Annotated in this window: 17 protein-coding genes; 8 read left to right on the plus strand and 9 right to left on the minus strand. The window is 63.9% G+C overall.

Features of this window, described 5'->3' with window-relative positions; all coding sequences use genetic code 11:
- Positions 1-207: 207 nt before the first annotated feature.
- The 5 genes from ACT89O_RS17600 (at position 208) to ACT89O_RS17620 (ending at position 8949) form a co-directional block, all read left to right on the plus strand.
- Positions 208-3567 (plus strand): pilus assembly protein, encoded by a 3360-nt coding sequence (locus tag ACT89O_RS17600; protein WP_487260720.1) that lies wholly within the window; start codon positions 208-210, stop codon positions 3565-3567.
- A 37-nt stretch (positions 3568-3604) separates the two neighbouring features.
- The gene (locus ACT89O_RS17605; protein ID WP_487262880.1) at positions 3605-4021 is read left to right on the plus strand and encodes a type IV pilin protein; all 417 of its coding nucleotides are present in this window, start codon (positions 3605-3607) and stop codon (positions 4019-4021) included.
- 48 nt (positions 4022-4069) lie between these two features.
- Entirely contained in the window at positions 4070-5155 is a 1086-nt protein-coding gene (gene ribD, locus ACT89O_RS17610; RefSeq protein WP_487260721.1) for a bifunctional diaminohydroxyphosphoribosylaminopyrimidine deaminase/5-amino-6-(5-phosphoribosylamino)uracil reductase RibD, read from the plus strand.
- Positions 5156-5719: 564 nt separating this feature from the next.
- The gene (locus tag ACT89O_RS17615; RefSeq protein WP_487260722.1) at positions 5720-6922 is read left to right on the plus strand and encodes an ammonium transporter; all 1203 of its coding nucleotides are present in this window, start codon (positions 5720-5722) and stop codon (positions 6920-6922) included.
- 107 nt (positions 6923-7029) lie between these two features.
- Complete coding sequence (locus tag ACT89O_RS17620; RefSeq protein ID WP_487260723.1) at positions 7030-8949, plus strand: phospholipase D family protein; 1920 nt, start codon at positions 7030-7032, stop codon at positions 8947-8949.
- Positions 8950-9116: 167 nt separating this feature from the next.
- On the opposite strand, the gene ACT89O_RS17625 is transcribed toward ACT89O_RS17620, so the two are convergent.
- Entirely contained in the window at positions 9117-10079 is a 963-nt protein-coding gene (locus ACT89O_RS17625; RefSeq protein ID WP_487260724.1) for a tRNA dihydrouridine synthase, read from the minus strand.
- 246 nt (positions 10080-10325) lie between these two features.
- Between ACT89O_RS17625 and ACT89O_RS17630 the strand changes: the two genes are divergently transcribed.
- Positions 10326-10877 (plus strand): hypothetical protein, encoded by a 552-nt coding sequence (locus tag ACT89O_RS17630; RefSeq protein ID WP_487260725.1) that lies wholly within the window; start codon positions 10326-10328, stop codon positions 10875-10877.
- Positions 10878-10912: 35 nt separating this feature from the next.
- Here the strand turns inward: ACT89O_RS17630 and ACT89O_RS17635 are convergent, their stop codons facing one another.
- The 3 genes from ACT89O_RS17635 to ACT89O_RS17645 all read right to left on the minus strand — a co-directional run bounded on the left by ACT89O_RS17635 (position 10913) and on the right by ACT89O_RS17645 (position 13437).
- Positions 10913-12088, minus strand: a complete 1176-nt coding sequence (locus ACT89O_RS17635; RefSeq protein WP_487260726.1) for a methyltransferase — start codon at positions 12086-12088, stop codon at positions 10913-10915.
- Between the two features lie 17 nt (positions 12089-12105).
- Complete coding sequence (locus ACT89O_RS17640) at positions 12106-12627, minus strand: GNAT family N-acetyltransferase (protein WP_055393295.1); 522 nt, start codon at positions 12625-12627, stop codon at positions 12106-12108.
- A 207-nt stretch (positions 12628-12834) separates the two neighbouring features.
- Positions 12835-13437, minus strand: a complete 603-nt coding sequence (locus ACT89O_RS17645) for a hypothetical protein (protein WP_487260727.1) — start codon at positions 13435-13437, stop codon at positions 12835-12837.
- A gap of 252 nt (positions 13438-13689) precedes the next feature.
- Between ACT89O_RS17645 and ACT89O_RS17650 the strand changes: the two genes are divergently transcribed.
- Together ACT89O_RS17650 and ACT89O_RS17655 are read left to right on the plus strand one after the other, a co-directional pair.
- Positions 13690-14325, plus strand: a complete 636-nt coding sequence (locus tag ACT89O_RS17650; protein WP_487260728.1) for a response regulator — start codon at positions 13690-13692, stop codon at positions 14323-14325.
- Positions 14312-16186 (plus strand): ATP-binding response regulator, encoded by a 1875-nt coding sequence (locus ACT89O_RS17655; RefSeq protein WP_487260729.1) that lies wholly within the window; start codon positions 14312-14314, stop codon positions 16184-16186. Before ACT89O_RS17650 ends, ACT89O_RS17655 begins: the two co-directional genes overlap by 14 nt.
- Here the strand turns inward: ACT89O_RS17655 and ACT89O_RS17660 are convergent.
- The 5 genes from ACT89O_RS17660 to ACT89O_RS17680 form a co-directional block, all read right to left on the minus strand.
- Positions 16158-17597: a coniferyl aldehyde dehydrogenase gene (locus ACT89O_RS17660; RefSeq protein ID WP_487260730.1), complete on the minus strand. Its 1440-nt coding sequence runs from the start codon at positions 17595-17597 to the stop codon at positions 16158-16160. The two genes, ACT89O_RS17655 and ACT89O_RS17660, sit on opposite strands and share 29 nt — an antisense overlap.
- A gap of 130 nt (positions 17598-17727) precedes the next feature.
- Positions 17728-18084: a hypothetical protein gene (locus tag ACT89O_RS17665; protein ID WP_121505790.1), complete on the minus strand. Its 357-nt coding sequence runs from the start codon at positions 18082-18084 to the stop codon at positions 17728-17730.
- A 66-nt stretch (positions 18085-18150) separates the two neighbouring features.
- Positions 18151-20757, minus strand: coding sequence for an ATP-dependent chaperone ClpB (gene clpB, locus ACT89O_RS17670; protein WP_121505789.1), 2607 nt, complete (start codon positions 20755-20757; stop codon positions 18151-18153).
- Between the two features lie 222 nt (positions 20758-20979).
- The gene (locus ACT89O_RS17675) at positions 20980-21243 is read right to left on the minus strand and encodes a collagen-like protein (protein WP_487260731.1); all 264 of its coding nucleotides are present in this window, start codon (positions 21241-21243) and stop codon (positions 20980-20982) included.
- A 369-nt stretch (positions 21244-21612) separates the two neighbouring features.
- On the minus strand, positions 21613-24843 hold the full coding sequence (locus ACT89O_RS17680) for an IPTL-CTERM sorting domain-containing protein (protein WP_487260732.1): 3231 nt from the start codon (positions 24841-24843) through the stop codon (positions 21613-21615).
- Between the last annotated feature and the right edge of the window lie 103 nt (positions 24844-24946).

Genomic DNA, 24946 nt, shown 5'->3' on the forward strand with positions numbered 1-24946 from the left:
GTCACTGCTGTGTTGGCACCCCATGGAGTCTGGGCATTGGATTTGGCGCAATCTCCGCCTGGCAGCGTTGAGCCGTATGTGCGGCCCAATGTCATCATTTCTGTGGACGATTCAGGCAGTATGGGTTGGGCAGTTGGAACGGGTAGCAATACAGGCTCCACCACTGCTCCCAATCCCGACGGCAGCTGGTACAAGAACGCACCCCGCATGAACGTGCTGAAATACGCAATGCGCGCCACGTTCGACCCCACGCACCCAAAATTCGATCCGTCGTTGTTGCCAGACAAGAAAATTCGCGTGGCATGGCAGGCAATGTGGAGTAAACATGATACGGGTGCAAAGAACGTCGACAGCACAACGATGAAGACGAACTCTATGCGCACCCTGGAGGGGACGCATCGCAGTAACTTGGTTAACTTCATCAATGGACTGACGCCCTACGACAATACGGCCTCGCACCTTATGTTTAAGCAGGCAGACGGTTACATGCGCCGTCCCCTCGGTACGAATAGTGCGTGGGCCAGTGATCCCGGCACCAAGGGAGCTCCATATCTAGCTTGCCGTCGCACGTATCACATCATGATGTCCGATGGACGCTGGAATAATGCTATATCCGATGTTACTGACACCAACTATCGCGATAACGCGACAAATCTAACCTTACCCGATGGAGTTGTGTATGGCGGCACTTCTTCGGATCAAGCAAAAACGCGTCTGTATCGCGATACGACTAGTCAAACGTTAGCGGACTGGGCTTTTCATAGTTGGGCCAAACCCATGCAAGCCACGGGAATGACGGGCACGATGGAGGCGGCTGCCGATTACCGGAAAGCACCCTCCACCGAAAATTTTGGTAATGACCTGACGGGCAAACCCGCAATCCTCGATCGCTACTGGAACCCGCGCTACAACCCCGCTACTTGGCCTCACATGGTGACTTACACCATCGGCTTTAGTAACGATGCCGTTACTTGGCCCGGAGCACCCACCATTGTGGCGCCTACACAGAAACTCCCCTTTGGCTACGACAACAGCTTTCTGGACTTGGTGACGGGCAACAAGACTTGGCCCAATATGGGCGACGAAAATAGACGCGCTCTCGATATGTGGCACGCGGCTCTAAATGGTCGAGGCCGATTTTATGCAGTCGAAAAAGGTGAGGACTTACAGAAAGCGTTTCGTGAAATTTTTCAACAAATTAACACCGCCACAGACCCCGACTTAAGCGCCAGTGCCACAAGCGGTTCCAATGTATCGCGCAGCGAAGTTGGGAAATACACAGCTTCTTACGAACCCAGCAAGGCTTGGAAAGGCGCCATTACTGCCGACAGGGTGAAAACCGACGGCACAACCATCCCCGACCCCTCATGGGATGGAAAAACCACCGCTGACAGGCTTGACACGCTTGCCAGTGTGGCTAGCCGCCTCATCTTAAGTTGGAACGACAAATGGGAAACCACCAAGCCCAAAGGTGGCATGCCATTCAAGTGGGCGTCCGACGAGAGCAATCTGAGCACGGCACAAAAGCTCTGGCTACAAAAGGATGTGACAGGCACTGACGGTGGAGCCTCTAAGGGTCAGGAACGCTTGGAATACATTCGCGGCGAGCGCAGCAAGGAAGGCTCAGAAATTAGCGGTTACACCGTCACAAAACCCTACCGCGAACGTCAAAGCCGCCAAGGCGACATCATTAACTCTGACGTGTGGTATGTCGGCGCTCCCACCGGCGACTCTCTGCTCAAAGGGTATGCCGCGTTTGCTCGTACTAATAAAAATCGCCCTGGCATGCTGTATGTCGGCGGCAACGATGGCATGCTGCACGGCTTCGCAGCTAACGAGAGTGCTACAGGAGCCAAAGACGGTGGCGCCGAGAAAATCGCTTATGTTCCACGAGGCGTTCTGCCATCTCTGACGCAACTGACAGACCCCTCCTACAACAACTCTCACAAATATTTTGTTGACGGGTCACCGATGACAGGAGATGTGGATATGAATGGAGGGATCCAGGACCCGGCCGATCCCAACTATGCGACCTATGTCCCTGACTGGCGTACGCTGCTGGTGGGAACCCTGGGGCTGGGGGGTAAAGGGTACTATGTGCTTGATGTGACGAACCCCACTGCCACTGGTACGCTCAGCTTTACGGAAAGTAATGCGTCGGCATTGGTAAAACTGGATCGAACCCGTGGCAGCAGCGAACCAGCACCTAACTGCGCAGCGATGACTGGCGCCGAGAAAATTGCTTGCGAAACTGCTGTTGAAGAAGATAAGGACATCGGTTTCATCGTAGCCAAGCCCGTTCTTGACGATAACGATGCCATGCGAACCACGCAAATTACCCGCATGAGCAACAACCGTTGGGCTGCGGTGATGGGTAATGGCTACAACAGCACCAATCAACGTCCAGTGCTGCTTATTCAGTATCTGGACGGCGCCAAGGAACTAATACGCATTCCCACCACCACCGATGCACCCGGCACCGGCAACGCAGTAGACAATGGCTTGGCCGCCCCCCGCGTCGTGGACATCAACGGCGATGGCCGCGTCGACATAGCTTACGCCGGAGACAACAGGGGCAATTTGTGGAAGTTTGACCTCACCAGCGCAGCCCCTGCCGACTGGAAAGTCGCCTTTAGTGGGAGTCCGCTTTTCACAGCACGCGGCCCGGCGGCTTTGAATGGCGTAACTCGCACGAAAATCCAGCCTATCTCTGCCCCGCCCACAGTACGCGCAAACGACCGCACCATGCAGATCGGTAGCGGGGCATCCGCCAAAACCGTCCGCGTAGGCGGCATGATGGTGGCGTTTGGAACTGGCCGTAATGCCGGCAAGGACGACCCGTCTAGCGTAGACGTACAAAGTCTTTACTCAGTGCTCGATAACACACGTTACCGCGAAGTCTCAACTGGCTTGGGTAAGCGTTTGGAGGTGCATCCTGGTGGTATTGGAACTTGCCCTGGACCCGACTGCGTGCCCGTACCCGCAGCCCTGGGTACTGGTGTCACCGTAGCCAAACTCGCTCAACGCCAATTCATTGAAGTAGATGGTGGCGACTACGGAGCCATCGAAGAAGTGAGCGCTCTGAAGAGGGATACATGGGCAGAGTTCAATGGTTGGTACATCGACCTCCCCGCCGTCGGAGAGCGACTGCTCAAACCGATGCCGTACTACGATGCCAGCAACCTATTGACTGTGTGGTCGCAAGTGCCAGCCAAAGGATCTGATGTTGACCCGAACGTGGAGAGCTGCGACTCCACTTCAGTAGACGCCGAGCGGCAATACCGCACATTCATCAATATCATGGACGGTAAGAGTCCGGCCGTGCAAATTGTGGACAAGAACAAAGATGGCAAGTTCAATATGGCTGATGGCGACGGTGTCATGGTCGGATCTGGACCCGATGCCAAGTACATCAGTATTTCTCGGGCGAAAGTTGCCAAGGGACCACACAGCATCATCAAGAAAGATAAATTCGAAAACGTAGATATTGACGCGAAGAACAATAAAGAAAATCTTGCCGCCATGCCCGAACAGTCGTTGCGTCCGAGCTGGCGCCAGATACAGTGACGAAGAACGTATGACACACCAAGTGAGCAAGACCACCATGCGACAAAATGGCTTTACTATCATTGAACTCATGATTGTGGTGGCCATTGTGGGCATACTGAGTGCCATTGCCATCCCCAGCTACACCGAATATGTGCGTCGCGGTCATCGGGCAGATGCCCGGGCAGGCTTGTTGCAAGCTCAACTGTGGCTAGAGAGAGCTGCTACCGCCACGGGCGTCTATCCCACTGGGGCTTTGCCAGCCAATTTCACTTGGACTGCCGATCCTCAAAAGCGCTACACCATAGGGTTTCAGCCCGGCAATACCAATTCCACATTCACATTGGTGGCTACTCGCAAAGCTGGGCCGCAGGCAGGAGACCAGTGTGGCGACTTCACATTGACTCACACTGGCACACGAAGTGCGATTAACATGGGCCCGGGCATTACTGCCGCTGAGTGCTGGAATAAGTAGCCCTAAGCTACCATCTGGGGTGTAATGCAATCTTCGGTGCCTTCCCCTATGACCCATGCGCTTGAGATCGCCACTCAAGCGCTTTTTCTTTCAACCCCGAATCCCCGCGTGGGCTGTGTGCTCGCAGGCCCCAATGGTGAAGTCATTGGCCAGGGCTTTACCCAGCAAGCGGGTGGGCCGCACGCTGAAGTCATGGCCCTGCGCGACGCCAGCGGCAAGGGGTTCGACACGGCAGGCGCCACAGCCTATGTGACGCTGGAGCCCTGTTCCCACCATGGGCGAACCGGCCCCTGCTGCGATGCACTAATCCAAGCGGGTGTTGCCAAAGTGGTGGCCTCGTTGGCGGACCCAAACCCTTTGGTGGGCGGGCGCGGGTTTGACCGGCTGCGTGCGGCAGGGGTGGAGGTCGTGGTCGGCCCGGGGGCTGAAGAATCCCGAGAACTCAACATTGGTTTTTTCAGCCGCATGATCCGGGGCACGCCATGGGTGCGGCTGAAAGTTGCAAGCTCGCTGGATGGCACCACCGCCCTGAACAATGGCGCCAGCCAGTGGATCACGTCACGCGCTGCGCGGGCGGATGGACACGCGTGGAGGGCCAGGGCGTGCGCTGTATTGACGGGCATTGGCACCGTGCTGGATGACAACCCCCGGCTAGACGTCCGCGAAGTTCCCACGCCACGCCAGCCCCATGTGGTGGTGGTGGACAGCCAGTTGCAATTGCCTACCGACGCCAATCTGCTGATGAAAGGGCGCGATTGTTATGTCTACACAGCCTCCGACAACGAAACCAAGAAAGCAGCTTTGCAAGCCTGTGGGGCTACGGTGATCCACCTGCCCAATGCGAACGGCAAGGTCGATCTTTCGGCAATGCTCCAGGACCTGGGCCAACGGGGCATCAACGAGCTGCATGTAGAGGCTGGGCACAAGCTCAATGGCTCTCTGGTCCGAGAAGGCCTGGTCGATGAGCTGTTGCTGTACCTAGCACCACGGCTTTTGGGTGCGGGACGGGGAATTGCAGACTTTGGCCCGTTGACGGCCTTGGCCGATGGGCTGGCGCTGGAATTCAAGTCCGTAGAGACCTTGGGCGCGGACTTGCGTGTTGTGGCACGGGTGCAGGGACGCGACAGTTTCTAACTCCCCCACCCCACACTCCCGGCAGGCACGGGCTTCGCCATGCGGAAGGTAAAAAATGGGTGGGGCAACGACCGAACAACAGCAGCTGGTGGGCTCTGCGGGCGCAGCCCAGTGGGAAGTGCCTGCAAAACAATGCAAGCCCCCAGCCGCAAGGGGCGCTCACCCGCGCAGCACAAAGATGACCCGCCACCACCACCCAGCTCAGCCCACCTCAGCAGAAGACGACAGCCTCGGCAAGGCGGCTGCGTTTTGATACTAAAAAAACTCTCACAAAGACACCAGCGCCAAACTCGCTCAAAACTTGGGCTTTGCACAAGCCAGATACCTCGCAACTTTCACTGGATGGCAGTTGCGCGCTCGCGCCGTCGTCATCCCTGCTGGGCGGCGACGACCCTCGCGGCACGGCCCATTGTCACCTCTCCTCCCCAGTCCTTTTCGCACCACACCAAAACAGTGCAAAACAACGCACCATTCTTTGGCGCGATTTTTGCTTCAACTTGGTGCAAATCTGGTAGCTAGGTTCGAAACGCACCAGAACAGATCAACCAATCGCGCGAGGACGTTATGGAAGCACTCAAACAGGGCACTGATGCCCTGTTCATTCTTCTGGGGGCCATCATGGTGCTGGCCATGCATGCAGGGTTTGCCTTTCTGGAACTGGGCACGGTTCGCAAAAAGAACCAGGTGAATGCGCTGGTCAAGATCCTGGTGGACTTTTCGGTGTCCACCGTGGTGTATTTTGTGGTGGGCTACAGCGTGGCCTATGGCACGCATTTCTTCGTGGGTGCGGAATCGCTGGCGCAGCAGAACGGCTACGCACTGGTCAAGTTCTTCTTCCTGCTCACTTTTGCGGCTGCCATTCCGGCGATTGTGTCGGGCGGGATCGCGGAGCGGGCCAAGTTCTGGCCCCAGCTGATGGCCACGGCGGTCATTGTGGGGTTTGTGTATCCGTTCTTTGAAGGCATTGCCTGGAACCAGCACTTCGGGGTGCAGGCCTGGATCAAGGGACTGACGGGCGAAGAGTTCCACGACTTTGCGGGCTCCATCGTCGTGCATGCCATGGGCGGGTGGATCGCCCTGCCGGCCGTGATCCTGCTGGGCTCGCGTTCCAACCGCTACCGTAAAGATGGCGCCATCTCTGCCCACCCGCCTTCCAACATCCCGTTTTTGGCGCTGGGCGCCTGGGTGCTGGTGGTGGGATGGTTCGGCTTCAATGTGATGAGCGCACAGACCGTGGACAAACTCTCCGGCCTGGTAGCGGTGAACTCGCTGATGGCCATGGTGGGCGGCACGTTGGCGGCGTTGGTGCTGGGCAAGAACGACCCGGGCTTCGTGCACAACGGCCCGCTGGCCGGGCTGGTGGCTGTGTGCGCGGGGTCGGACCTGATGCACCCGCTGGGAGCGCTGGTGGTCGGTGCCGTGGCAGGAGCAATCTTTGTGGTGATGTTCACGCTCACCCAGAACCGCTGGAAGATCGATGACGTGCTCGGCGTGTGGCCGTTGCATGGCCTGTGCGGCACATGGGGCGGGCTGGCAGCAGGCATTTTCGGCAGCAAGGCGCTGGGTGGGCTCGGTGGTGTGAGCTTCTCGGCCCAGTTGATCGGCAGCACCCTGGGCGTGGCCTGGGCGCTGGTGGGTGGCCTGGTGGTGTATGGCATTCTCAAGAGCACGGTGGGCCTGCGGCTCACGCAGGAAGAAGAATTTGACGGGGCTGACCTGTCGATCCACAAGATCAGCGCCACGCCAGACCGCGAAGTGAGCTGGTAAGCCCGGTGAGATGCTGAGGAGGCGGCTACCAGCCTGGGCAGCCACTGTGGCGGAGTTGGCGCCGCGTCTGACAAGCGCAGCCACCGCCACACGGTCACAATCGCGCCATGCATTTATCGACCCCTGCCATTCCAGCGTTTCTGGGCAACACGGCCCGCTACGGCTGGCTGGCGCTTTTGGCCGCCATCGTCGCAGGCGCAACCAGCGGCTGCGCCGGCCTGCCCAAGGACGTGGAGCGGCCGGTGTCGAGCGCCCTGGCCTCCCCCGCAGGGACGCCCCTGGGCCAACTCGTGGAGGATCGCCGGGCATCGGCAGGCGGCCGCCACCCCTCGGGGTTCCTGCTGCTCAGCGGGCCACAGGCAGCCTACAGCAGCCGCCTGGCGCTGGTAGATGCCGCGCAGAAAACGCTGGACCTGCAGTACTACGCCATCCATGCCGACGCCAGCACCGAGCGCCTGCTACTCAGCGTGGTGGCCGCAGCCCGGCGCGGCGTGCGGGTGCGGGTGCTGCTGGACGATTTTCACAGCGTGGGCCGCGATGCGCAGGTGATGCGCTTGGCCTTTGTACCCAACATCGAGATGCGCATGTTCAACCCGCTCACCGGGGCACGGGGCTCGCCGCTGGGGCGCATGTTCAGCGCGTTGAGCGACTTTTCGCGGGTGCAGCAGCGCATGCACAACAAGCTCTTCATCGCCGACAACGCCATGGGCGTCACCGGGGGCCGCAACCTGGGGGACGCCTATTTCGGCAATGCCGACTCCGGCAATTTTGTGGACCTGGACGTGCTGGCAGCAGGGCCTGTGGTGCAGGATCTCTCCCGCAGTTTCGACAGCTATTGGAACAACGAGCGCGCCTACCCCGTGCAATCGCTGGTCACGCGGGAGGAACTGGACATTCTGCGCGAGCGCATGCGCAACTCGGATGCCGTGCAGCGCGAGCGTATCGCAGGCCAGGGTGGCGCCCTGGCACTGGACAGCCAGCCCGTGCAAGACGGCCGGCGAACCACCGCCGCCCAGCGTGCGCGCATCTGGGACTACCAGCCCATGGACCTGGCGCAAGCGCAGTTCACCTGGGCCCCTGCGGCGGTGCTGGTGGACAAGCCTGCCAAGATTCCGCCCGATGGCACCTCCCTGGCCGCGCTGCCTGAAAAGCCCCCGGCCCGGGCCACCCCCCTCGCCGTCGTGTCGCGGGGCGCTGCGCGTGCGCCAGCCAAGGCCCCCACCGAAGCCCTGACCGTGGCGGCCGGTGCCGCTGCCACCCCCGAATCGTCAGCGTCCAATCCCGCCAACGGCATCCCATCGGCCACTGCAGCAGTGTCTACCCCCGACCCTGCAACTCTTGATGCCCAGACCGATACCGTGGTGGATGGACTGCTGCACCTCATGGGACAGGCGCGGCGCGATCTGCTCATCATTTCGCCCTACTTCGTGCCAGGGCCCGACATGAAGCAGGCCTTTGCAGCCGCACGCGCGCGGGGCGTTCGGGTGCGGGTGCTCACCAACTCGCTGGCCTCCAACGATGCACCCATTGCCCACGCAGGCTATGCGCGCCACCGGCCCGATCTGCTGGCCATGGGCGTCGAGCTGTACGAAATGCGCAGCGAGCTCACGGGCGTGCTGCGCGGAGCACTGGGCTCCACGGGCAGCACGGGGGGGCGTGATGGGACCAGCGGTGCGGCCAGTTCTGTCGGCAGCTCACGCGCCATGCTGCACTCCAAGATTCTGATCATGGACGGCCGCCTGCTGGTGGTGGGTTCGATGAACCTGGACATTCGCTCGCAGCGGCAGAACACGGAGATCGCGCTGCTGATCCGCAGCAGCGACCTGTCACGCCGCGCCACCACGCAGATCGAAGCGGCATTGCGCGAATCCGCCTGGCATGTGCAGTTGCGCGATGGCGGCCAACTGGTGTGGCATGCCCCCGAGGGCAGCGGCCTGCCAGATGCCACCACCGAACCCGATGCCAGCGCGCCACTGCGGCTGATGCTGCAACTGCTGGGCCCGCTGGCGCCGGATCACCTGCTCTAGGGATGGCCTGCATAACTCCCTGCGGTCGGTGATAGCGCGGTCTCGGGCGGTCCGCTGCGTTGCTTTTCTTGCCAATAGCACCGCTATTGGCTGCAAAAAGACGCCTTGCGGTCTGTCCCGATCCGCACTACCACCGACTCGCGAGGGTTATGCAGGACATCCCTAGATCAACCCTCGGCTGGCTGCAATGCATCCACCCACGCGGTGATCGCCCGCTGGTCCGTCATCGTGCGCACGTGCTGGTAGGCGACCTCAGCCTCCGGGAAGCGCCTGCGCAGGAGGTTGAGCCATTGTTTGAGCCGCCCCGCCCGCTGGCGCGGTTCCAAGTCGTCACACACCAGTTGCCAGAAGGCCGCCAGGTGCGGCAGCAGGTCGGCCCAGACCACCGTGTCCGCGCCGGGCAGCCCCGCATCCGAAGCGCGGATGGCCCGGGCCAGGCCGGGGTCAGCCACCATGCCGCGCCCGAGCATCAGCGCATCGCAGCCCGACACTTCGCGGCAGCGCTGGGCGTCGGCCACGGTCCAGATCTCGCCATTGGCCACCACGGGGATGCCGACCGCAGCGCGGATGGTGGGGATGTGCTCCCAATACGCTGGGGGCCGGTAGCCATCGGCCTTGGTGCGGGCATGCACCACCAGTTCGGCAGCGCCACCCGCCTGCATGGCCTGCGCACATTCGCGCATCAGCCCGGTGTCGTTGAAACCCAGGCGCATCTTGGCGGACACAGGCAAATGCGAGGGCACTGCGCGACGCACAGCGGCCACCACGGTGGCGATGCGTTCGGGCTCCTGCAGCAGCGCCGCGCCCCCGCCGTGGCGGTTGACTACCTTGGCCGGGCAACCAAAGTTCAAGTCGATCCCCTCCGGCCCCAGGGCTGCCAGGCGTGCGGCATTCTCAGCCATGCAGACGGGATCAGAGCCCAGCAGCTGCGCACGCACCGGTACACCGGCCAGCGTGCGGCTGCCGTTGTGCAACTCCGGCACGTAGCGCAGAAACACCTTGTCCGGCAGCAGCGTGCCAGTAATGCGGATGAACTCCGAGACGCAGCGGTCCACCCCGCCCACGCGGGTCAGCACATCACGCAGCACAAAATCCAGGAGCCCCTCCATGGGGGCAAGCAGCAAGGTCATCGCGAGAAAGGCCGCCGGGCCCAGCACCCCAGCACAGAGCGCGGCCCGCACACAGCCAAAATATGAATCACAAAGGGCCCTAGCGCTTGATGGATAAGCGCAAGAAGCTATTAAATATATAGCAAACGCCGCTTTCGCAGCCATGCTACGACCAGGGGCAGCCCGCCATTGTGCGGCAGCGAGGTCATCACAGCGTCATGGCGGCTTGCTGCAATCACCGCCATTCACCCGTGAATGGAGAACCCCATGCTGCTACAAAAAACCGAAAAAGCCCGCCTGGAACTCTTGCCCGGCGTCCGCACCCTGAGCCTGCGGGAGCGTTCTCTGCTGCTCCTGGTGGATGGCAAGCCGCTGTCCGACTTGCAGGCCATGTACAACGGCATCGGCGCTCAGATTGTCGACAACCTCATGCGCCAGGGTTACCTGGCCGGCCCGGCCGAGCTACCGCCGCCCTCCGCCGCGCAAACCGCTGCACACAACAAGCCATCCATCCAGCGCCCGGAGCCCGGCGATGCCCTGCGCTCGCTGGCCGGCGCACGCATGTACCTGTTCGACACCTGCGAGCGTCTGTTTGTGCGCCGCGACCCCGTGCTGGCGCAGCAGTTTCGCGAGGCGCTGCGCGCCGCCAAGGACCGCGCGAGCATGCTGGACGTGGGCGAAGCCATGTTTGAAGAAGTAGCGCTGGCCGCGGGGGCCGAACGTGCTGCCAGCCTGCGCGAAAGGTTCGAGCAGTTGCTGCCTTCTGCGCCTTCGGCCTCCGAGCCGTTTGACTCGACCCAACCCTCAGCACTGGCTTGAGGGGCTGGGCGGATTTTCTGAAAGTGATACCGTGATCAGGCCGCAGCCAGCCGCCACAACGAAGTGACCTCCGCAGCACGGGCAGCGTGCAGGGCATCCCCCGCATCGGCCGCCTTGGCATGGTGCGGCTTCACATCGTGCCGGCCACGCACCACCAGCCCCGCATCGGCAATCCATTCGAGCAGTTGCGCGCGTGGGCGCAGGCCCAGGTGTTCGGCCAAGTCCGACAGGATCAGCCAGCCCTCGCCGCCAGGCTCCAGATGGTCGGACAAACCCGCCAGAAAGCCTTTGAGCATGCGGCTGCCTTCGTCGTACACCGCGTGCTCAATGGGCGAACTGGCCCGTGCGGGCACCCACGGGGGGTTGCACACCACCAGGGGTGCGCGGCCAGGCGGAAACAGGTCGGCCTGCAGCAGCTCAATCTGTGGCATGACACCGAGGCGCTGCAGGTTCTCCCGCGCGCAGGCCAGGGCGCGCGGGTCCTGGTCGGTGGCCACCACGCGCTGCACCCCACGGCGTGCCAGCACGGCAGACAGCACCCCCGTGCCCACACCAATGTCAAAGGCCAATGTCTTGCTAGGCAGAGCCGTGTCGGCCACCAGGCCCACGTATTCGCCGCGCACGGGCGAGAACACGCCGTAGTGCGGGTGGATGCGGTTGAGCGGTGGAGCGCCAAGCGCTGGCACTTCTACCCCCTTTTTGCGCCATTCGTGCGCGCCCACCAGGCCCAGCAGCTCACGCAGCGTGGCCACCGAGCGCTCGCCCGTGGCCGTGCCCCAGGCTTCGGTACAGGCCTGGCGCCAATCGGGCGCGCGGCGCAGGTCAATGGTGTAGTCGCCTTCGAGCGGGATGAGCACCGACGCCAGCACCCGCGCGCGCTGCGCCTGCGCCTGGCGGTGCAGGTGAAAGGCCTCGGCGGGGGTGGCGGCAGCAGCTTTTTCGGCGGCCTTGGCGGCGGACTTGCGGGGTTTGGCCGATTTGCCCGCCTTGCCGGACTTGGCATCGGCCCGGCGCATCAGCGCCTGCAGCAGCATGCGGGCGTTCTGGAAGTCGCCCTGCCACAGCAGACCCGAGCCTTCACAGGCCATGCGGTAGGCTGTGTCGGCGGCCAAGGTATCGTCGGCGGTGACAACCCGGCGCGGGGCCGGGGCACCACTCTCAGAGCGCCACTGGGCTTGTTGAATCTGGCCCTGGCGGCTCCATTCGATCATTGAGTGCCTTTGCGTGACTACGCGTTGATGGGGCGCTTCAGGCGCACTTCTTCGATCTTGACGCCCCCCACCACAGCCGTCTTGGCGGTGGAGAGTTCGCGCTTGAAGCCCGCCAGTTCGTGGAACCGGATGGCGCGCTCGTTGCGCAGCGGCACCCACGCCGTAACGTTGGTGCAACCTTCTTCCTGCAGGCCGTCGCGGGCAGCATCCCACAGAGCCAGACCCACGCCTTGGTTCCAGTGGGTAGGTGCGGCGTAGATGGCCCAGATTTCACCAGTGGTGGGGCGGGATTTTTCATCGCGCGAGCGGTCGTAGCCGACAAAACCGACGATCTTCTCGCCGTCCACGGCCACCTGGACCTGGGGCTCGCAATATTCAATGGCCTCGCGCCAGTAAGCCTGGCGCTTTTCGACCGACATGGATTTCAACTGCTCGTCTGGCACCAGCCCTTTGTAGACCTCTTGGGCTGAGACGGTATGGATCTGGGCAATGGCTTTGGCATCGCGAAGCGTGGCGGGACGAACCTGGATACTGGACATGAAAAAACCGAACGAAAACAGGGAAAGAAAAAACGAAAGGACCGGCATTGTCGCCGCAAACGGTTTTTCCCCCTGTCCGGCCCCCTCGCAAACCCTCTGCGGGGCCCTCTCAAATGCCTGTGTACGTAGCATTGCGGCGCCGGTAAAGCGGCTGCCGCTGCGGGCTGCGCCGCAAGCAACACCCAGCAGCGGGCGCCAAGCAGGATCTCAGGCCAGCGCCATGGAGCCCGAGAGCGAAGTCCCCGCCGCACCGGCTGCCGCCGCTGCACGCTGCACCAGCGCACGCTTGTTGCGGGGGCGCGGCACATGCACGGCAGGAGGCGCGCCGTTGATGGCCGAGAGCCCCAGCACCAGCGTGACGGTGCGCGAACACCCTTCCTCGCGCTCGTCGCTCGCATAGGCGCGGTAGCTGCCGTTGCCTTGCCCGTGGCGACGCTGCACCGTGTGGAAAGCCACACGCACGCCGCTGACGCGGTGGCCCCCAAAAGGCAGCACGCGCAGCCGCGCATCGCAGTCCAGCGCCAGCCCCAGATTGCCATCGCGGTTGATGAGATCGGTGCGGATGGCACGCCATGTCTGCCCCTCGTCCATCGAAAACTGCCAGGTGCCTGCCTGGGCGTCCAGGTGCTCGATCACCACGCCAGCCGACGCCTGCGTGCCCGGGCAGTTTTCTTCCACGATCTGGGCCAGCGTGTTGCCCCCCAGCCCCGTGCTGCCCTGCGGCGAAGCGATGGCCCCCGGTCGTCGTTCGCCGTGGTGGCGGGACACATCGGAAGCGGCTGAACCTGGGTGAAGTGCATTGGCAGTCATGAGAAACCCTTTGAAAAACGAAGGTTGCGCATTGATGGATGGTTGGTACGCACCCCCTCAGGTGCTTTTCAATGCTTGACGGAAAGTCTAGAAAGTGCACAACGGAGCGTCCATCGCACAAATGGACTAGTCCGCAACAGTGTGTTGTGCGCAATACTTGCTCATGACTTACGCAAAACAGAGCTCAGGCAAACGGTTCATCCCAAGGCAAGGCGGGTGTTGCATCCCGGTTTGCGCCGGGGCTGTTGCTGTATGACTGCCCGCCTTTTGCTGGTGGACGACCACAACCTGTTTCGCACCGGGCTGCGCCTGATCGTGCAGGACCACCCCCGCGTGGGCACGATTGCCGAGGCGGGCTCGATTGCCGAAGCCTGCGCGCTGCAACTGGCCGATGCCGACCTGGTGCTGCTGGACATCCAGCTGCCCGGCATGAGCGGCCTGGATGGGCTGCGCCTGTTGCGCCAGGCCTGCCCCCGGGCGCGCATCGTGCTGGTCTCGGCCAGCGTGGCGCCCGATGCGATCCATGAAGCGCGCGCCCGTGGCGCCGATGGTTTCCTGCCCAAATCCGCCAGCGCCGAAGACATCCTGGAGGCCATTTCGTGCGCCTTGTCGGGGCAGCCGTGTTTTCCGATCAACAGCGGCAACAGCGCCACCACGCGCGGGCCGGACACGCCGTCGCTGACCGCTCGCCAGCTCGACGTGCTGTCGCTGCTGTGCACCGGCAAGCCCAACAAGGTCATCGCACGCGACCTGGGCCTGAGCGAAAACACCGTGCGTGTGCACGTGGCGGCCATCTTTGCGCAGCTGGGCGTCAACAGTCGCAGCGCCGCCTTGCTGGCGGCCCAGCGCCTCGGCCTGTCCACCCCCCAGCTCCATGACCCCCTCTGAGGCCCTGCCGGTGCAGCCGGATGCCGCCCAGCCCCCCACCCGCTGGGGGTGGCCGGCGTGGGAGCGCGATGAGGTGCTGCGCGAGCAGGTGGCCCTGCTGCGGCACAACTTTCCGATGACGCTGCTCGCGTCGCTGGCCACCGCGCTTGGCACGTTGTGGGTCATGGCGCGGGTGGCCGAGCCCCAGGCCATCACGGTGTGGCTGGTGTCCCACGCACTCGTGGTGGCCGGGGTGTACCTCACGCTGCGCAGCATTGCGCCTTTCACCGACCCGGCGCAGCAGGCGGCGCGCAAACTGATCGCCTGCATGGCCGCCATGGGGCTGAGCTGGGGCAGCCTGGGGTATGTGGTGCTCTACTGGGGCACCCCTGAAAGTGTCATCTACGCCATCGGCATCATCAGCACGGTGTCGTCGGGTGCACTCGGGCTGGGGGCCCCGCTGTACCGCGCCTATGTCACCTACCTCACCTGTGCCATCGGCGGCGTGATGATGGCGGTGGCGCTGGCTGGCGGGCCTGTGATGTGGCCCGCGCTGTTTCTCACCGGTGTCTACTACGCGCTCACGGGCATGCAGGCGCGCACCGCCGACCGGGCCACACGGCGCAGCATTGCGCTCAAGCTGGAAAACGACCGGCTGGTGAGCCAGCTGCGCGCCGAATCGCAACGCGCCCTCGCGGCCCAGGAGGCCGCCGAGAAGGCCGACCGCGACAAATCCCGTTTCCTGGCCGCTGCCAGCCACGACCTGCGCCAGCCCTTGCACGCGATGGGCCTGTTCCTCGAATCGCTGCAGCGCAGCCCGCTCAACGACCACCAACTCACCGTGCTGGGGCATGCCCATGCCGCCTCGGGCGCGGCGGCCGAGATGCTGACCACCCTGCTCGACTATTCGCGGCTGGAAGCCGGTGTGGTGAAGGTGCGGCCCGATGCCTTTGCCGTGCAGCCGCTGCTGACGGCGCTGGAGCAGGAGTTCGGCGTACAGGCCGACACGGCGGGGCTGGTGTACCGCACGCGGGAGACTTCGGCAGCGGCCTTTGCCGACCGCTCGCTGGTCGGGCTGGTCATGCACAACTTCATCTCCAACGCGCTGCGCTACACCGCCAAAGGCGGTGTGCTGATTGCTTGCCGCACGCGCGGCAAGCGCCTGGCGCTGGAGGTCTGGGACACGGGGCCGGGCATCCCCCGGAGCCAGTGGGACAACATCTTCAAGGAGTTCCACCAACTCGGAAACCCCGAGCGCGACCGCCGCAAAGGTCTGGGGCTGGGGCTGGCCATCGTGCAGCGACTTGCGCGCGAGATGAACACCTCGGTCGAGGTGCTGTCGCAGCCGGGGCGGGGTTCGGTGTTCCGGCTGTGGCTTGACCGCTGGCAGGGTGCACTGGAGGACGACACCGCGCCTGCGCCCGATACCGTCAGCCTCGTGGGCCTGAAGGTGCTGGCCATTGACGACGATGAGGCCGTGCGCCTCGGCATGCAATCGCTGCTGCACAGCTGGGGCTGCCACTGCATCACCGCAGAATCGAGCGCCGATGCGCTCGAATGCCTGGAAGACATCACACCCGACATCATCATCACGGACTTCCGCCTGCGCCACGAAGAGACCGGCAAGCAGGTGCTGCAGGCCCTGCGCGCCTACCTGGGCACCAGCGTGCCCGCCATCATCATGACGGGGGATACGTCACCCCAGCGCCTGCGCGATGCGCAGTCCACCTCGGCCCTGCTCCTGCACAAGCCGGTGTCTACCGGCCAGCTGCGCGATGCCATGGTGCAGCTCATCACCCAGCCGCAGCCCGTGCCACCGGACAGCATGCCGCAGGACGACGACGAGGGGACGGCTACAACCAGCGCCGCAGCAGCCCCATGACCTGGTCAAACCGGGCGCCATAGGGCGGGTAGAACAGCGAGCCCATGGACCAGCGCGACTGCACCAGCACCGACTTCTGGTGGCAAAAACGCAGGAAGCCTTGCTCGCCGTGGTAGGCGCCCCAGCCACTGTCACCCACGCCGCCAAAGGGCAAGTTGTCGTGCGCAATGTGCATCAGCGTGTCGTTCACCGTCACGCCGCCGCTCACGGTGCGGCGCAGCACATCGTCGCGCACGGCCTCGCTCTGGCCAAACCAGTACAGCGCCAGCGGGCGCGGCCCGGTGTTGATGTGGGCAATGGCATCGTCCAGCCGTTCGTACGAGATCACGGGCAGGATGGGCCCAAAAATCTCTTCCTGCATGAGCTGCATCTGCGACGTAGCGCCAAACACCAGCGTGGGCAGCATCTGACGGCTGGCGCCGTCGCCCAGGGTGCCCACCGTGTTCACAACGGGCTTGCCAGCAGCGGGGTCAATGGTCTGCACTTCGGCCCCCTGCGTCTGGGCCTGCTGCAGCATGGTGCGCAGGCGGGCGTGGTGGCGCGGCGTGATGATGGACGCGTAGTCGGCGTTGCCCTCGATGGTGGGAAACAGGCGCGCCACGGCAGCCCGGTAGGCCTGGGCAAACTCACCCTCACGGCCGCGCGGCAGCAGCACATAGTCGGGAGCAATGCAGGTTTGCCCTGCGTTGAGCAGCTTGCCGTGCGCAATCTTGAGCGCCGCATCCGCCATGTCGCAGTGACCATCGATGATGCAGGGCGACTTGCCACCCAGCTCCAGCGTGGTGGGTGTCAGGTTCTGCGCCGCCGCCTGCGCCACCTTGCGGCCCACGGCGGTCGAGCCGGTAAACACCAGATGATCGAACGGCAGGGAGGCAAACAGGGCCGAAAGGTTGGCATCGCCCTGCACCACACAGAACTCGTCGGGTGAAAAAAACTGGGCCACCAGCAACGCCAGCTGGGCCGAGGTGTGGGGTGTCAGCTCGCTGGGCTTGAGCATCACGCGATTGCCCGCCGCCAGCGCCGTGATGGCGGGCGCCAGGGCCAGCTGCACCGGGTAGTTCCACGGGGCAATCACGCCCACAACGCCCAGCGGCTGGCGCTGGATGTGCGCACTGGCGGGCTGCAGGAAGATGGGCGTGCGAACCTTGCGGGGCTTCATCCACCTGGCCAGGTGGCTCAGCGTGTGCGACAGCAGGGTGCGCAGCACAAAGAAGTCGGCCACTTCGGTCAGGCGCGGAGACCGCATGCCAAAGTCGGCCTGCACGGCCGCTGCCAGCACCGGGCCATGCTCATTGAGCATCTTGGAGATGCGCAGCAGCCGCTCGCGGCGCACCAGCAGCGGCACATCCACATGCGCGCGGCTGGCCTGGCGTTGAAGATCGAAATGGGCGTGGATATCGGCGGGTGTCATGGTTGGATCATAGAAGACACCCCGACAGGCGCGTCACGAAAAAAGCAGAGGCGACACCGGTGCAGGCTCCCTGTGGCTCCGCGCTGGATGGGGCATGGTACGGGGCAGCGCCCGGTCAGGAGCGCCCCCTTCAGCGCACTTCGCGCGCCTCGACGTCGGTGACCTCAGCGGCGCCAGGCAGGATGCCACCTCGGCGCGATGCTGCGGTCTCTTCGCTGGCGTCAGGCGCCGCTGGCGCGGCGCCACGGCGGCCTGCGGACCAGCGCTCGGTAGAGCGAAACACCGTGCTGAAGCCCGTGCGCGGGTCCATGCGCATGACCCACGGGGTCACGGGGCGGCCAGTCAGGCGAGCCCAGCCCGCGCGCAACGCCCAGACCAGCGCGAGCACCATCACCGCCACCAGCAGGCTGGCAAACAGCACCAAGCCCATGGCGACGACCACTACCCGCAGCAAAAGGCGCACAACGCCCGCAACAAAATCATTCAAACGTCACCTCTCCTTCACATCTGGGAAGAGGGGAAAAGGGGTTACCCCCTTCTCCCCTGGTCCCGATCAACCCTGCGGCGCGGCGCTGAACTGGAACACCCCCGGTTCCAGCACCGGGTTCACGCTCACAGCGATCACGCTCTTGGGAGGGAACTGTCCCTCCAAGAGCAGCTTGGACAGCGGGTTCTCAATGCGCTGCTGGATCGCCCGCTTGAGCGGCCGCGCACCAAACACCGGGTCGAACCCCACCTTGGCCAATTCTGCCAAGGCAGCATCGGACACCTGCAACTCCAAATCCATCTTCGCCAGCCGGGTTTGCAGCAGTTGCAGCTGGATCTTGGCGATGGAGGCGATGTGCTGCGCATCGAGCGCGTGGAACACCACGGTCTCGTCGATGCGGTTCAAAAACTCGGGCCGGAAGTGGTTCTTGAGCTCGCCCCACACCGCTTCCTTGATGTCGTCAGAGTCCTGCCCCACCATGGCCTGGATCAGGTGCGAGCCGATGTTGCTCGTCATCACAATCACCGTGTTCTTGAAGTCCACCGTGCGGCCCTGACCGTCCGTCAGACGGCCATCGTCCAGCACCTGCAGCAGCACGTTGAACACGTCGGGGTGCGCTTTCTCCACCTCGTCGAGCAGCAGCACGCTGTAGGGCTTGCGGCGCACGGCCTCGGTCAGGTAGCCGCCCTCTTCATAGCCCACATAGCCGGGCGGTGCACCGATCAGGCGGGCCACGGAGTGCTTCTCCATGAACTCGCTCATGTCGATGCGGATCAGGTGGTCTTCGCTGTCGAACAAAAAGCCCGCCAGCGCCTTGCACAGCTCGGTCTTGCCCACGCCCGTGGGGCCGAGGAACAGGAACGAGCCCGTGGGCCGGTTGGGATCGGACAGGCCCGAGCGCGAGCGGCGGATGGCGTTGGCCACCGCAGCAATCGCCTCTTGCTGGCCCACCACGCGCTCGTGCAGCTTGGTCTCCATCTGCAAGAGCTTGTCCTTTTCGCCTTGCATCATCTTGGCCACGGGAATGCCCGTGGCGCGGCTCACCACCTCGGCGATTTCTTCGGCACCGACTTGTGTGCGGAGCAGGCGGCGCGCGGCAGGGGCGCCGTCCTTGCCCGCCTCTTGCGCCTGCGCTTCCTTCAGCTGCTTTTCCAGCTCGGGCAGCTTGCCGTACTGCAGCTCGGCCACCTTGTTGAAGTCGCCCTTGCGGGTGAATTCTTCGATCTGGAATTTGAGCTTGTCGATGGCCTCGCGCACATGCGCGCTGCCCTGCGCCTGGGCTTTTTCGGACTGCCAGATTTCGTCGTAATCGGCGATTTCCTTTTGCAGCTTGGTGATCTCTTCCTCAATGAGCGCAAAGCGTTTTTGCGAGGACTCATCCTTCTCGCGGCGCACGGCTTCGCGTTCGATCTGCAGCTGGATCAGGCGGCGGTCGAGCTTGTCCATCACCTCGGGCTTGGAGTCCATCTCGATCTTGATCTTGGACGCGGCCTCGTCGATCAGGTCGATCGCCTTGTCGGGCAGAAAGCGGTCGGTGATGTAGCGGTGGCTCAGCTCGGCCGCGGCCACGATCGCCGGGTCGGTGATGTCCACGCCATGGTGCACTTCGTACTTTTCCTGCAGGCCGCGCAGGATGGCGATGGTGGCTTCCACCGTGGGCTCGCCCACCAGGATCTTCTGGAAGCGGCGCTCCAGCGCAGCGTCCTTTTCGATGTATTTGCGGTACTCGTCCAGCGTGGTCGCGCCCACGCAATGCAGCTCGCCGCGCGCCAGGGCGGGCTTGAGCATGTTGCCCGCATCCATCGCGCCTTCGCCCTTGCCCGCGCCCACCATGGTGTGCAACTCGTCGATGAAGACGATGGTCTGGCCTTCGTCCTTGGCCAGCTCGTTCAGCACGCTTTTGAGGCGCTCTTCAAACTCGCCGCGGAACTTGGCGCCTGCGAGCAACGCAGCCATGTCGAGCGACAGCACGCGCTTGCCCTTGAGGCTCTCGGGCACCTCGCCCGCCACAATGCGCTGGGCCAGGCCTTCAACGATGGCGGTCTTGCCCACGCCGGGCTCGCCGATGAGCACGGGGTTGTTCTTGGTGCGGCGCTGCAGCACCTGGATGGCGCGGCGGATTTCATCGTCGCGCCCGATCACAGGGTCGAGCTTGCCCATACGGGCTCGCTCGGTCAGGTCCAAACAGTATTTGGCCAGGGCGCCGCGCTGGCCTTCGGCCTCGGCGCTGTCCATCTTCTGGCCGCCGCGCACGGCCTCAATCGCAGCCTCCAGGCTCTTGCGCGTGAGGCCGTTGTCCTTGGCGATCTTGGCGGCTTCGCCCTTGCTGTCGATCACGGCCAGCAAAAACAGCTCGCTGGCAATGAACTGGTCGCCGCGCTTGATGGCCTCTTTCTCCGTCGCTTGCAGCACGCGGCCCAGCTCGGGGCCGCCCTGCACCTGGTCATTGCCCTGTACCTGGGGCAAACGCTTGACGGCGGCTTCCGCCGCTGCCAGCAGGCCGGGCACGTTGGCGCCCGCACGCTGCAGCAGCGCCTTGGGTCCGTCGTCCTGCTTGAGCATGGCCACGAGCATGTGCACGGGCTCGATGTAGGCGTGGTCGTTGCCCAGCGCAATGCTCTGTGCATCGCTCAGGGCTTCCTGGAACTTGGTGGTGAATTTGTCGAGACGCATGTGGATGTCCTCCGAATTGCGCTGCACTTGGGGCAAATCTTCTGGAATTTCAAGACGACGCCCCAGCGCAGGCCTTGCGCCAGATCAATCTTCGCCCAGGCGCCCTGATGCCTTGAACCGATTCATTTGATCACCGCCGGCTCAGATCGCCTGCGCTGAGCCCGCAAAGCAAAAAAGCGCAGGCGGAATACCGCCTGCGCTTTTTTCAGGGTCCGCGAGAAATTACTTGGCGGGAACGACGATCACGGTATCGCCCTTTTTGCCATCGGCTCCCGTATCGCCCGTGGCACCGGTAGCACCAGTGGAACCCTTGGCACCGTCATAACCGGGAGCACCCGAAGAACCCGTAGCGCCAGTGGCACCCGTTTCGCCCGCAGGGCCTGGAACGGCCACCGTGGCACCGGTCGAGCCGGTTGCGCCCGTGGCGCCAGCAGGGCCTGCCGGGCCCGGGACCACAACCACGGGGGCAGTAGCGGGAGGGGTCACAACCGTTTTCTCGCAAGCGGCAAGACCAAAAGTAACGATAAGTGCAGCGAGCAGCAGGGATTTTTTCATGGGAAGCCTTGTAGGAGATGAAGCGCACGCGAAGATGAAACTGTGCGGAGAGTTTCTTTCTGGCTGCAACTGTGGCGTTCAACAGTCACTGCCAGCGGTAGCGCTAATTTATCGATGCCCCCCCTGCCGCCTTGTAGGACGGCCCGACGACTGCTTGTGGTTCCTGGCGATGCCTCACCGCAACCCAGTGAGCCGACGAACTCCTGGTGCAGATGAAACCTTCCATCCGCCCCATTCACAATCACTACAAAATTTATAGCTGCCATCGCTTTACCAATAAGCGCTAGCGGCCAATTTCTTTCAAAATCTTGTTTGAGCCACCGCTCCAACAAACCGCGCAGACGTGCGTCGGCCGCTCCGCAACGCCAGCAACCCCAGCAGCGCGGCCAGCCCACCCAGGCCCCAGGTCGACAGGGTGGGGATGGCCGCCGGGCTGGGCGCCAGCAGCACGGGGACCACCGGGTCGTTGATGGTGCCGTCCTGCGCGCCAAAGCTGTTGTCGCCCCAGCCACCGTCCGTCACGTCGTAGGTCACGGTGTTGCCGCTGATCTGCAGGTTCACGGGGTCGTAGTAACGGCTGGACAAGGGGCTGTCGGGTGTGGGGCCGTACTTCTTCACCGTGAAGCCCGTGAGGTCTGGAAAGGTCACCGCCACACGCACCGTCTCACCCGGCTGGCAGTTGATGAGCCGCAGGCGGAACGCCCCGTGCGGCAAAGTGGCGCCGGGGTACGGCGCCGGTGCCGCCACCGGGCCGGTGCCCGCCAGGTCCAGCTGGCAACCCGCGCTGCCATCCACCACGCCCACGTTGACCGGCCCCGACCCGGTGTTCGTGGGTGTGGGCAGGGTTTCAAAACGCGCCTGCACAGTGCAAGCGGCCGTCACCGCTGCCGTGGTGTAGGTGCTGCCCGCCAGCGTGCCGCCGCAGCCCGTGACGGCCGCAATGCGGTAGCCCGCAGCGGGCGTGACGGTGAAGGCGCCCGTTTGGCCTTCGGCCACGTTGACGGCCCCAGCCGGATTGATGCTGCCGCCCGCTCCCGCTGTGGCGGTGACCGTGTGCAGGGCGGGTTGACTCCGTTCCACGGTGACGGTGTAGGTGCGCCGGGCCACGCCGTTCTCAGCCACCACGTCCACCTGGATGACATTGGCACCGACCGCAAGCGGCAGCGGCGCAGTCGCCATTCCGCTGGTCACCACCACACCGTTGACCGTGATGGACGCCCCGGCCTGCGCCGCCACCGGTGTCAGCGACAGCTGGGCCACCCCATGGGGCACCGTGGCGGTATACGCCGTCACGCCACCGGCAAATGCCGGGCTGAGCGCCCCCTGCGACAACGCCAGCGACGCGAGCGCGGCATTGGGGGATGGCGAGGCATTCACCAGCACGGTGATGCCCCCCAGACCATTGGCGATGGCAATGTCCAACAGGCCGTCCCTGTTGAAGTCGGCAACCACCATCTGCTCGGGCGTGCCGCCCACAAACCGCAGGAGCGGCGCACCCAGCCCACCCGGGGCGCCCTGACCACGCACGATGGCAAGCTCGCCCGAAGCTGCGTCAGCGGCCACCAGATCGGGCCCGCCATCGCCATCAAAGTCAGAGGCGGCAAGAACGCTGGCAGAGATTCCCGCGCCGTAGGTGCCGACCATGCTCAGCGCCTGCCCGGGCGCGGCAGCCAACGAGGCAATCTGCACTCCTGCGGAGGCAAACACCCCTGCCCGGCCCGTCTGGCTCCAACCGGCAATCGCGCTCAGGGCGCCTACGCCCGCCGGCACATAGACGGGATCGCCCGGATACGAGGCTGAGGACAGCGAGGTGCCCACGGTGCCCACGGACGTTGCGGCCACGATGTCGGCACGGCCGTCCTGGTCGACATCCAGCGGGGCAAACCCCTTCACGTCATCCCACGACGCCACATCCAACATTTCGATGGAGCCCTGCGGGCTCACGCCGACCCACTGGATGCCTTCGTAAACACCTGCCGTCTCTGGCGCCCACACGGCCGCGTACGCGGGGTAGCCAGCCCCCCGGAAATTGCCAATCACCACTGACCGCGGGGCCAGGCCAATGAAGGACCGCTGCCCGGCCACCGTGAAGGTGCCCCGGCCATTGCCGAGGAAGACCATGATCGTCTTGTCAACCTCGTTCACCACGGCCAGGTCCGCATGCCCGTCCCCATTGAGATCGCCAGCAGCCACGGATCCCGCGCCCGCACCGGCATCAAGCCGGGTGCTGAATTCAAATCCACCAGCACCATTGCCACGCATGATCCAGACAGCATCATCGTCACGGTGCGTCACGGCGACGTCGGCGCGCCCGTCTTCATCAAAATCGGCGACGGCTATCGCCTGGGTGTAACGCTCTGGGATTCCGTAGGCACGTGCTGCAGCGAATCGGCCCGCGCCGTCTCCCCGCAGGTTGGCCAGGTAGCCACGTTGGTCGTCCAATACGACGATGTCTGGATGCCCGTCGCCACTGAAATCCGCCACTGCCGGGGGGCTGGCAGATTCGCCCACCGGGTATTCCAGCCCCTGGGCACTGAATCCGCCGCCGGCAAGGCCCGGCACAACCACCACCGTGCCGCTAAAGCGGGACAGCACCACGTCGGCCCGGCCATCGCCCGTGGCGTCCACGATCTGCCCGCCGCTGAAGCGCCCAAAGGCAGGGCCCACCCCTCTGCGCGAAAAGCCACCCTGCCCATCTCCGAGCAGGAGGACAGGGCTGGCGGAGGTGTTCTGCACAAGTGCCAGGATGTCCAGGTGGCCGTCGCCATTGGCATCCCCTGCGGCCACAAACGGGACGTACTCGTCACCGGTCACGCGCTGGGCCGCCGCAAAACCGCCCGCGCCATTGCCCAGCAGCAAAAACACACCGTCGCCCGACCCCGCAACAATGTCCACATGACCGTCCTCGTTCCAGTCGCCCGAAACAACATGGCGCCCTGCAACACCCAAACCGATGTCAGTGCGGGGGCGACCGTCAAACCGCCCGTCACCATCACCCCACAAGACGGAGACGCCTTTTTGCGCCCCGGAAAAGACGGCAATGGCCAGGTCGAGCCGCCCGTCACCGTCGAAATCCGCCACTGTCAGATCGCGCGGATTGAGCCCCGCACCAAAAGTGACCGGAGCAGACAAACCACCGCTGCCATCCCCCAGGTGAATCGTGGCGGTTCCGTTGTTGAAGCTGGTCACGGCAACATCCAGATGCCCGTCGCCATTGAAATCCGCCGCCGCCACGCCATAGGGAGCAGAGCCCACGCTGAATGCTCCCGCCTCGGAAAAACCTGCAACCCCGCCTGTGTTAAGCAGGATCTTGACGGTACTGCCCAGGCGATCCACCACCACGAGGTCGGGCCGGCCGTCTTCATTGAAGTCTCCCGTCGCCATCTCACTGGGAAGCCCACCCAGGCGCAAACTGGTCGCGGCCCCGAAAGCCAGATCAGCACGGGCCTGCCCAGAGACCGCCAGGCACAAACCGACGACGGCCAGGCTCAGCCTCCACGCGCGCCACAGCGCTCGTGCTACAGATTTCATGAAGAATTCCTCCCTGTTCAGGCCCTATCTGGGCAGGAGGCGATTCTCGAAATGGACGTGGCTGCGCACAAGTCCAAACATTGCATGGATGTGAATGACGTGC

The sequence above is a fragment of the Acidovorax sp. NN32 genome (genome assembly GCF_057597245.1).

Coding starts and splice junctions, on each gene's coding strand:
- ACT89O_RS17600 (WP_487260720.1), top strand. CDS start 208: ATGAACGTGCTGAAATACGCAATGCGCGCCACGTTCGACCCCACGCAC.
- ACT89O_RS17605 (WP_487262880.1), top strand. CDS start 3,605: ATGCGACAAAATGGCTTTACTATCATTGAACTCATGATTGTGGTGGCC.
- ribD (WP_487260721.1), top strand. CDS start 4,070: ATGACCCATGCGCTTGAGATCGCCACTCAAGCGCTTTTTCTTTCAACC.
- ACT89O_RS17615 (WP_487260722.1), top strand. CDS start 5,720: ATGGAAGCACTCAAACAGGGCACTGATGCCCTGTTCATTCTTCTGGGG.
- ACT89O_RS17620 (WP_487260723.1), top strand. CDS start 7,030: ATGCATTTATCGACCCCTGCCATTCCAGCGTTTCTGGGCAACACGGCC.
- ACT89O_RS17625 (WP_487260724.1), bottom strand. CDS start 10,079: ATGACCTTGCTGCTTGCCCCCATGGAGGGGCTCCTGGATTTTGTGCTG.
- ACT89O_RS17630 (WP_487260725.1), top strand. CDS start 10,326: ATGCTGCTACAAAAAACCGAAAAAGCCCGCCTGGAACTCTTGCCCGGC.
- ACT89O_RS17635 (WP_487260726.1), bottom strand. CDS start 12,088: ATGATCGAATGGAGCCGCCAGGGCCAGATTCAACAAGCCCAGTGGCGC.
- ACT89O_RS17640 (WP_055393295.1), bottom strand. CDS start 12,627: ATGTCCAGTATCCAGGTTCGTCCCGCCACGCTTCGCGATGCCAAAGCC.
- ACT89O_RS17645 (WP_487260727.1), bottom strand. CDS start 13,437: ATGACTGCCAATGCACTTCACCCAGGTTCAGCCGCTTCCGATGTGTCC.
- ACT89O_RS17650 (WP_487260728.1), top strand. CDS start 13,690: ATGACTGCCCGCCTTTTGCTGGTGGACGACCACAACCTGTTTCGCACC.
- ACT89O_RS17655 (WP_487260729.1), top strand. CDS start 14,312: ATGACCCCCTCTGAGGCCCTGCCGGTGCAGCCGGATGCCGCCCAGCCC.
- ACT89O_RS17660 (WP_487260730.1), bottom strand. CDS start 17,597: ATGACACCCGCCGATATCCACGCCCATTTCGATCTTCAACGCCAGGCC.
- clpB (WP_121505789.1), bottom strand. CDS start 20,757: ATGCGTCTCGACAAATTCACCACCAAGTTCCAGGAAGCCCTGAGCGAT.
- ACT89O_RS17680 (WP_487260732.1), bottom strand. CDS start 24,843: ATGAAATCTGTAGCACGAGCGCTGTGGCGCGCGTGGAGGCTGAGCCTG.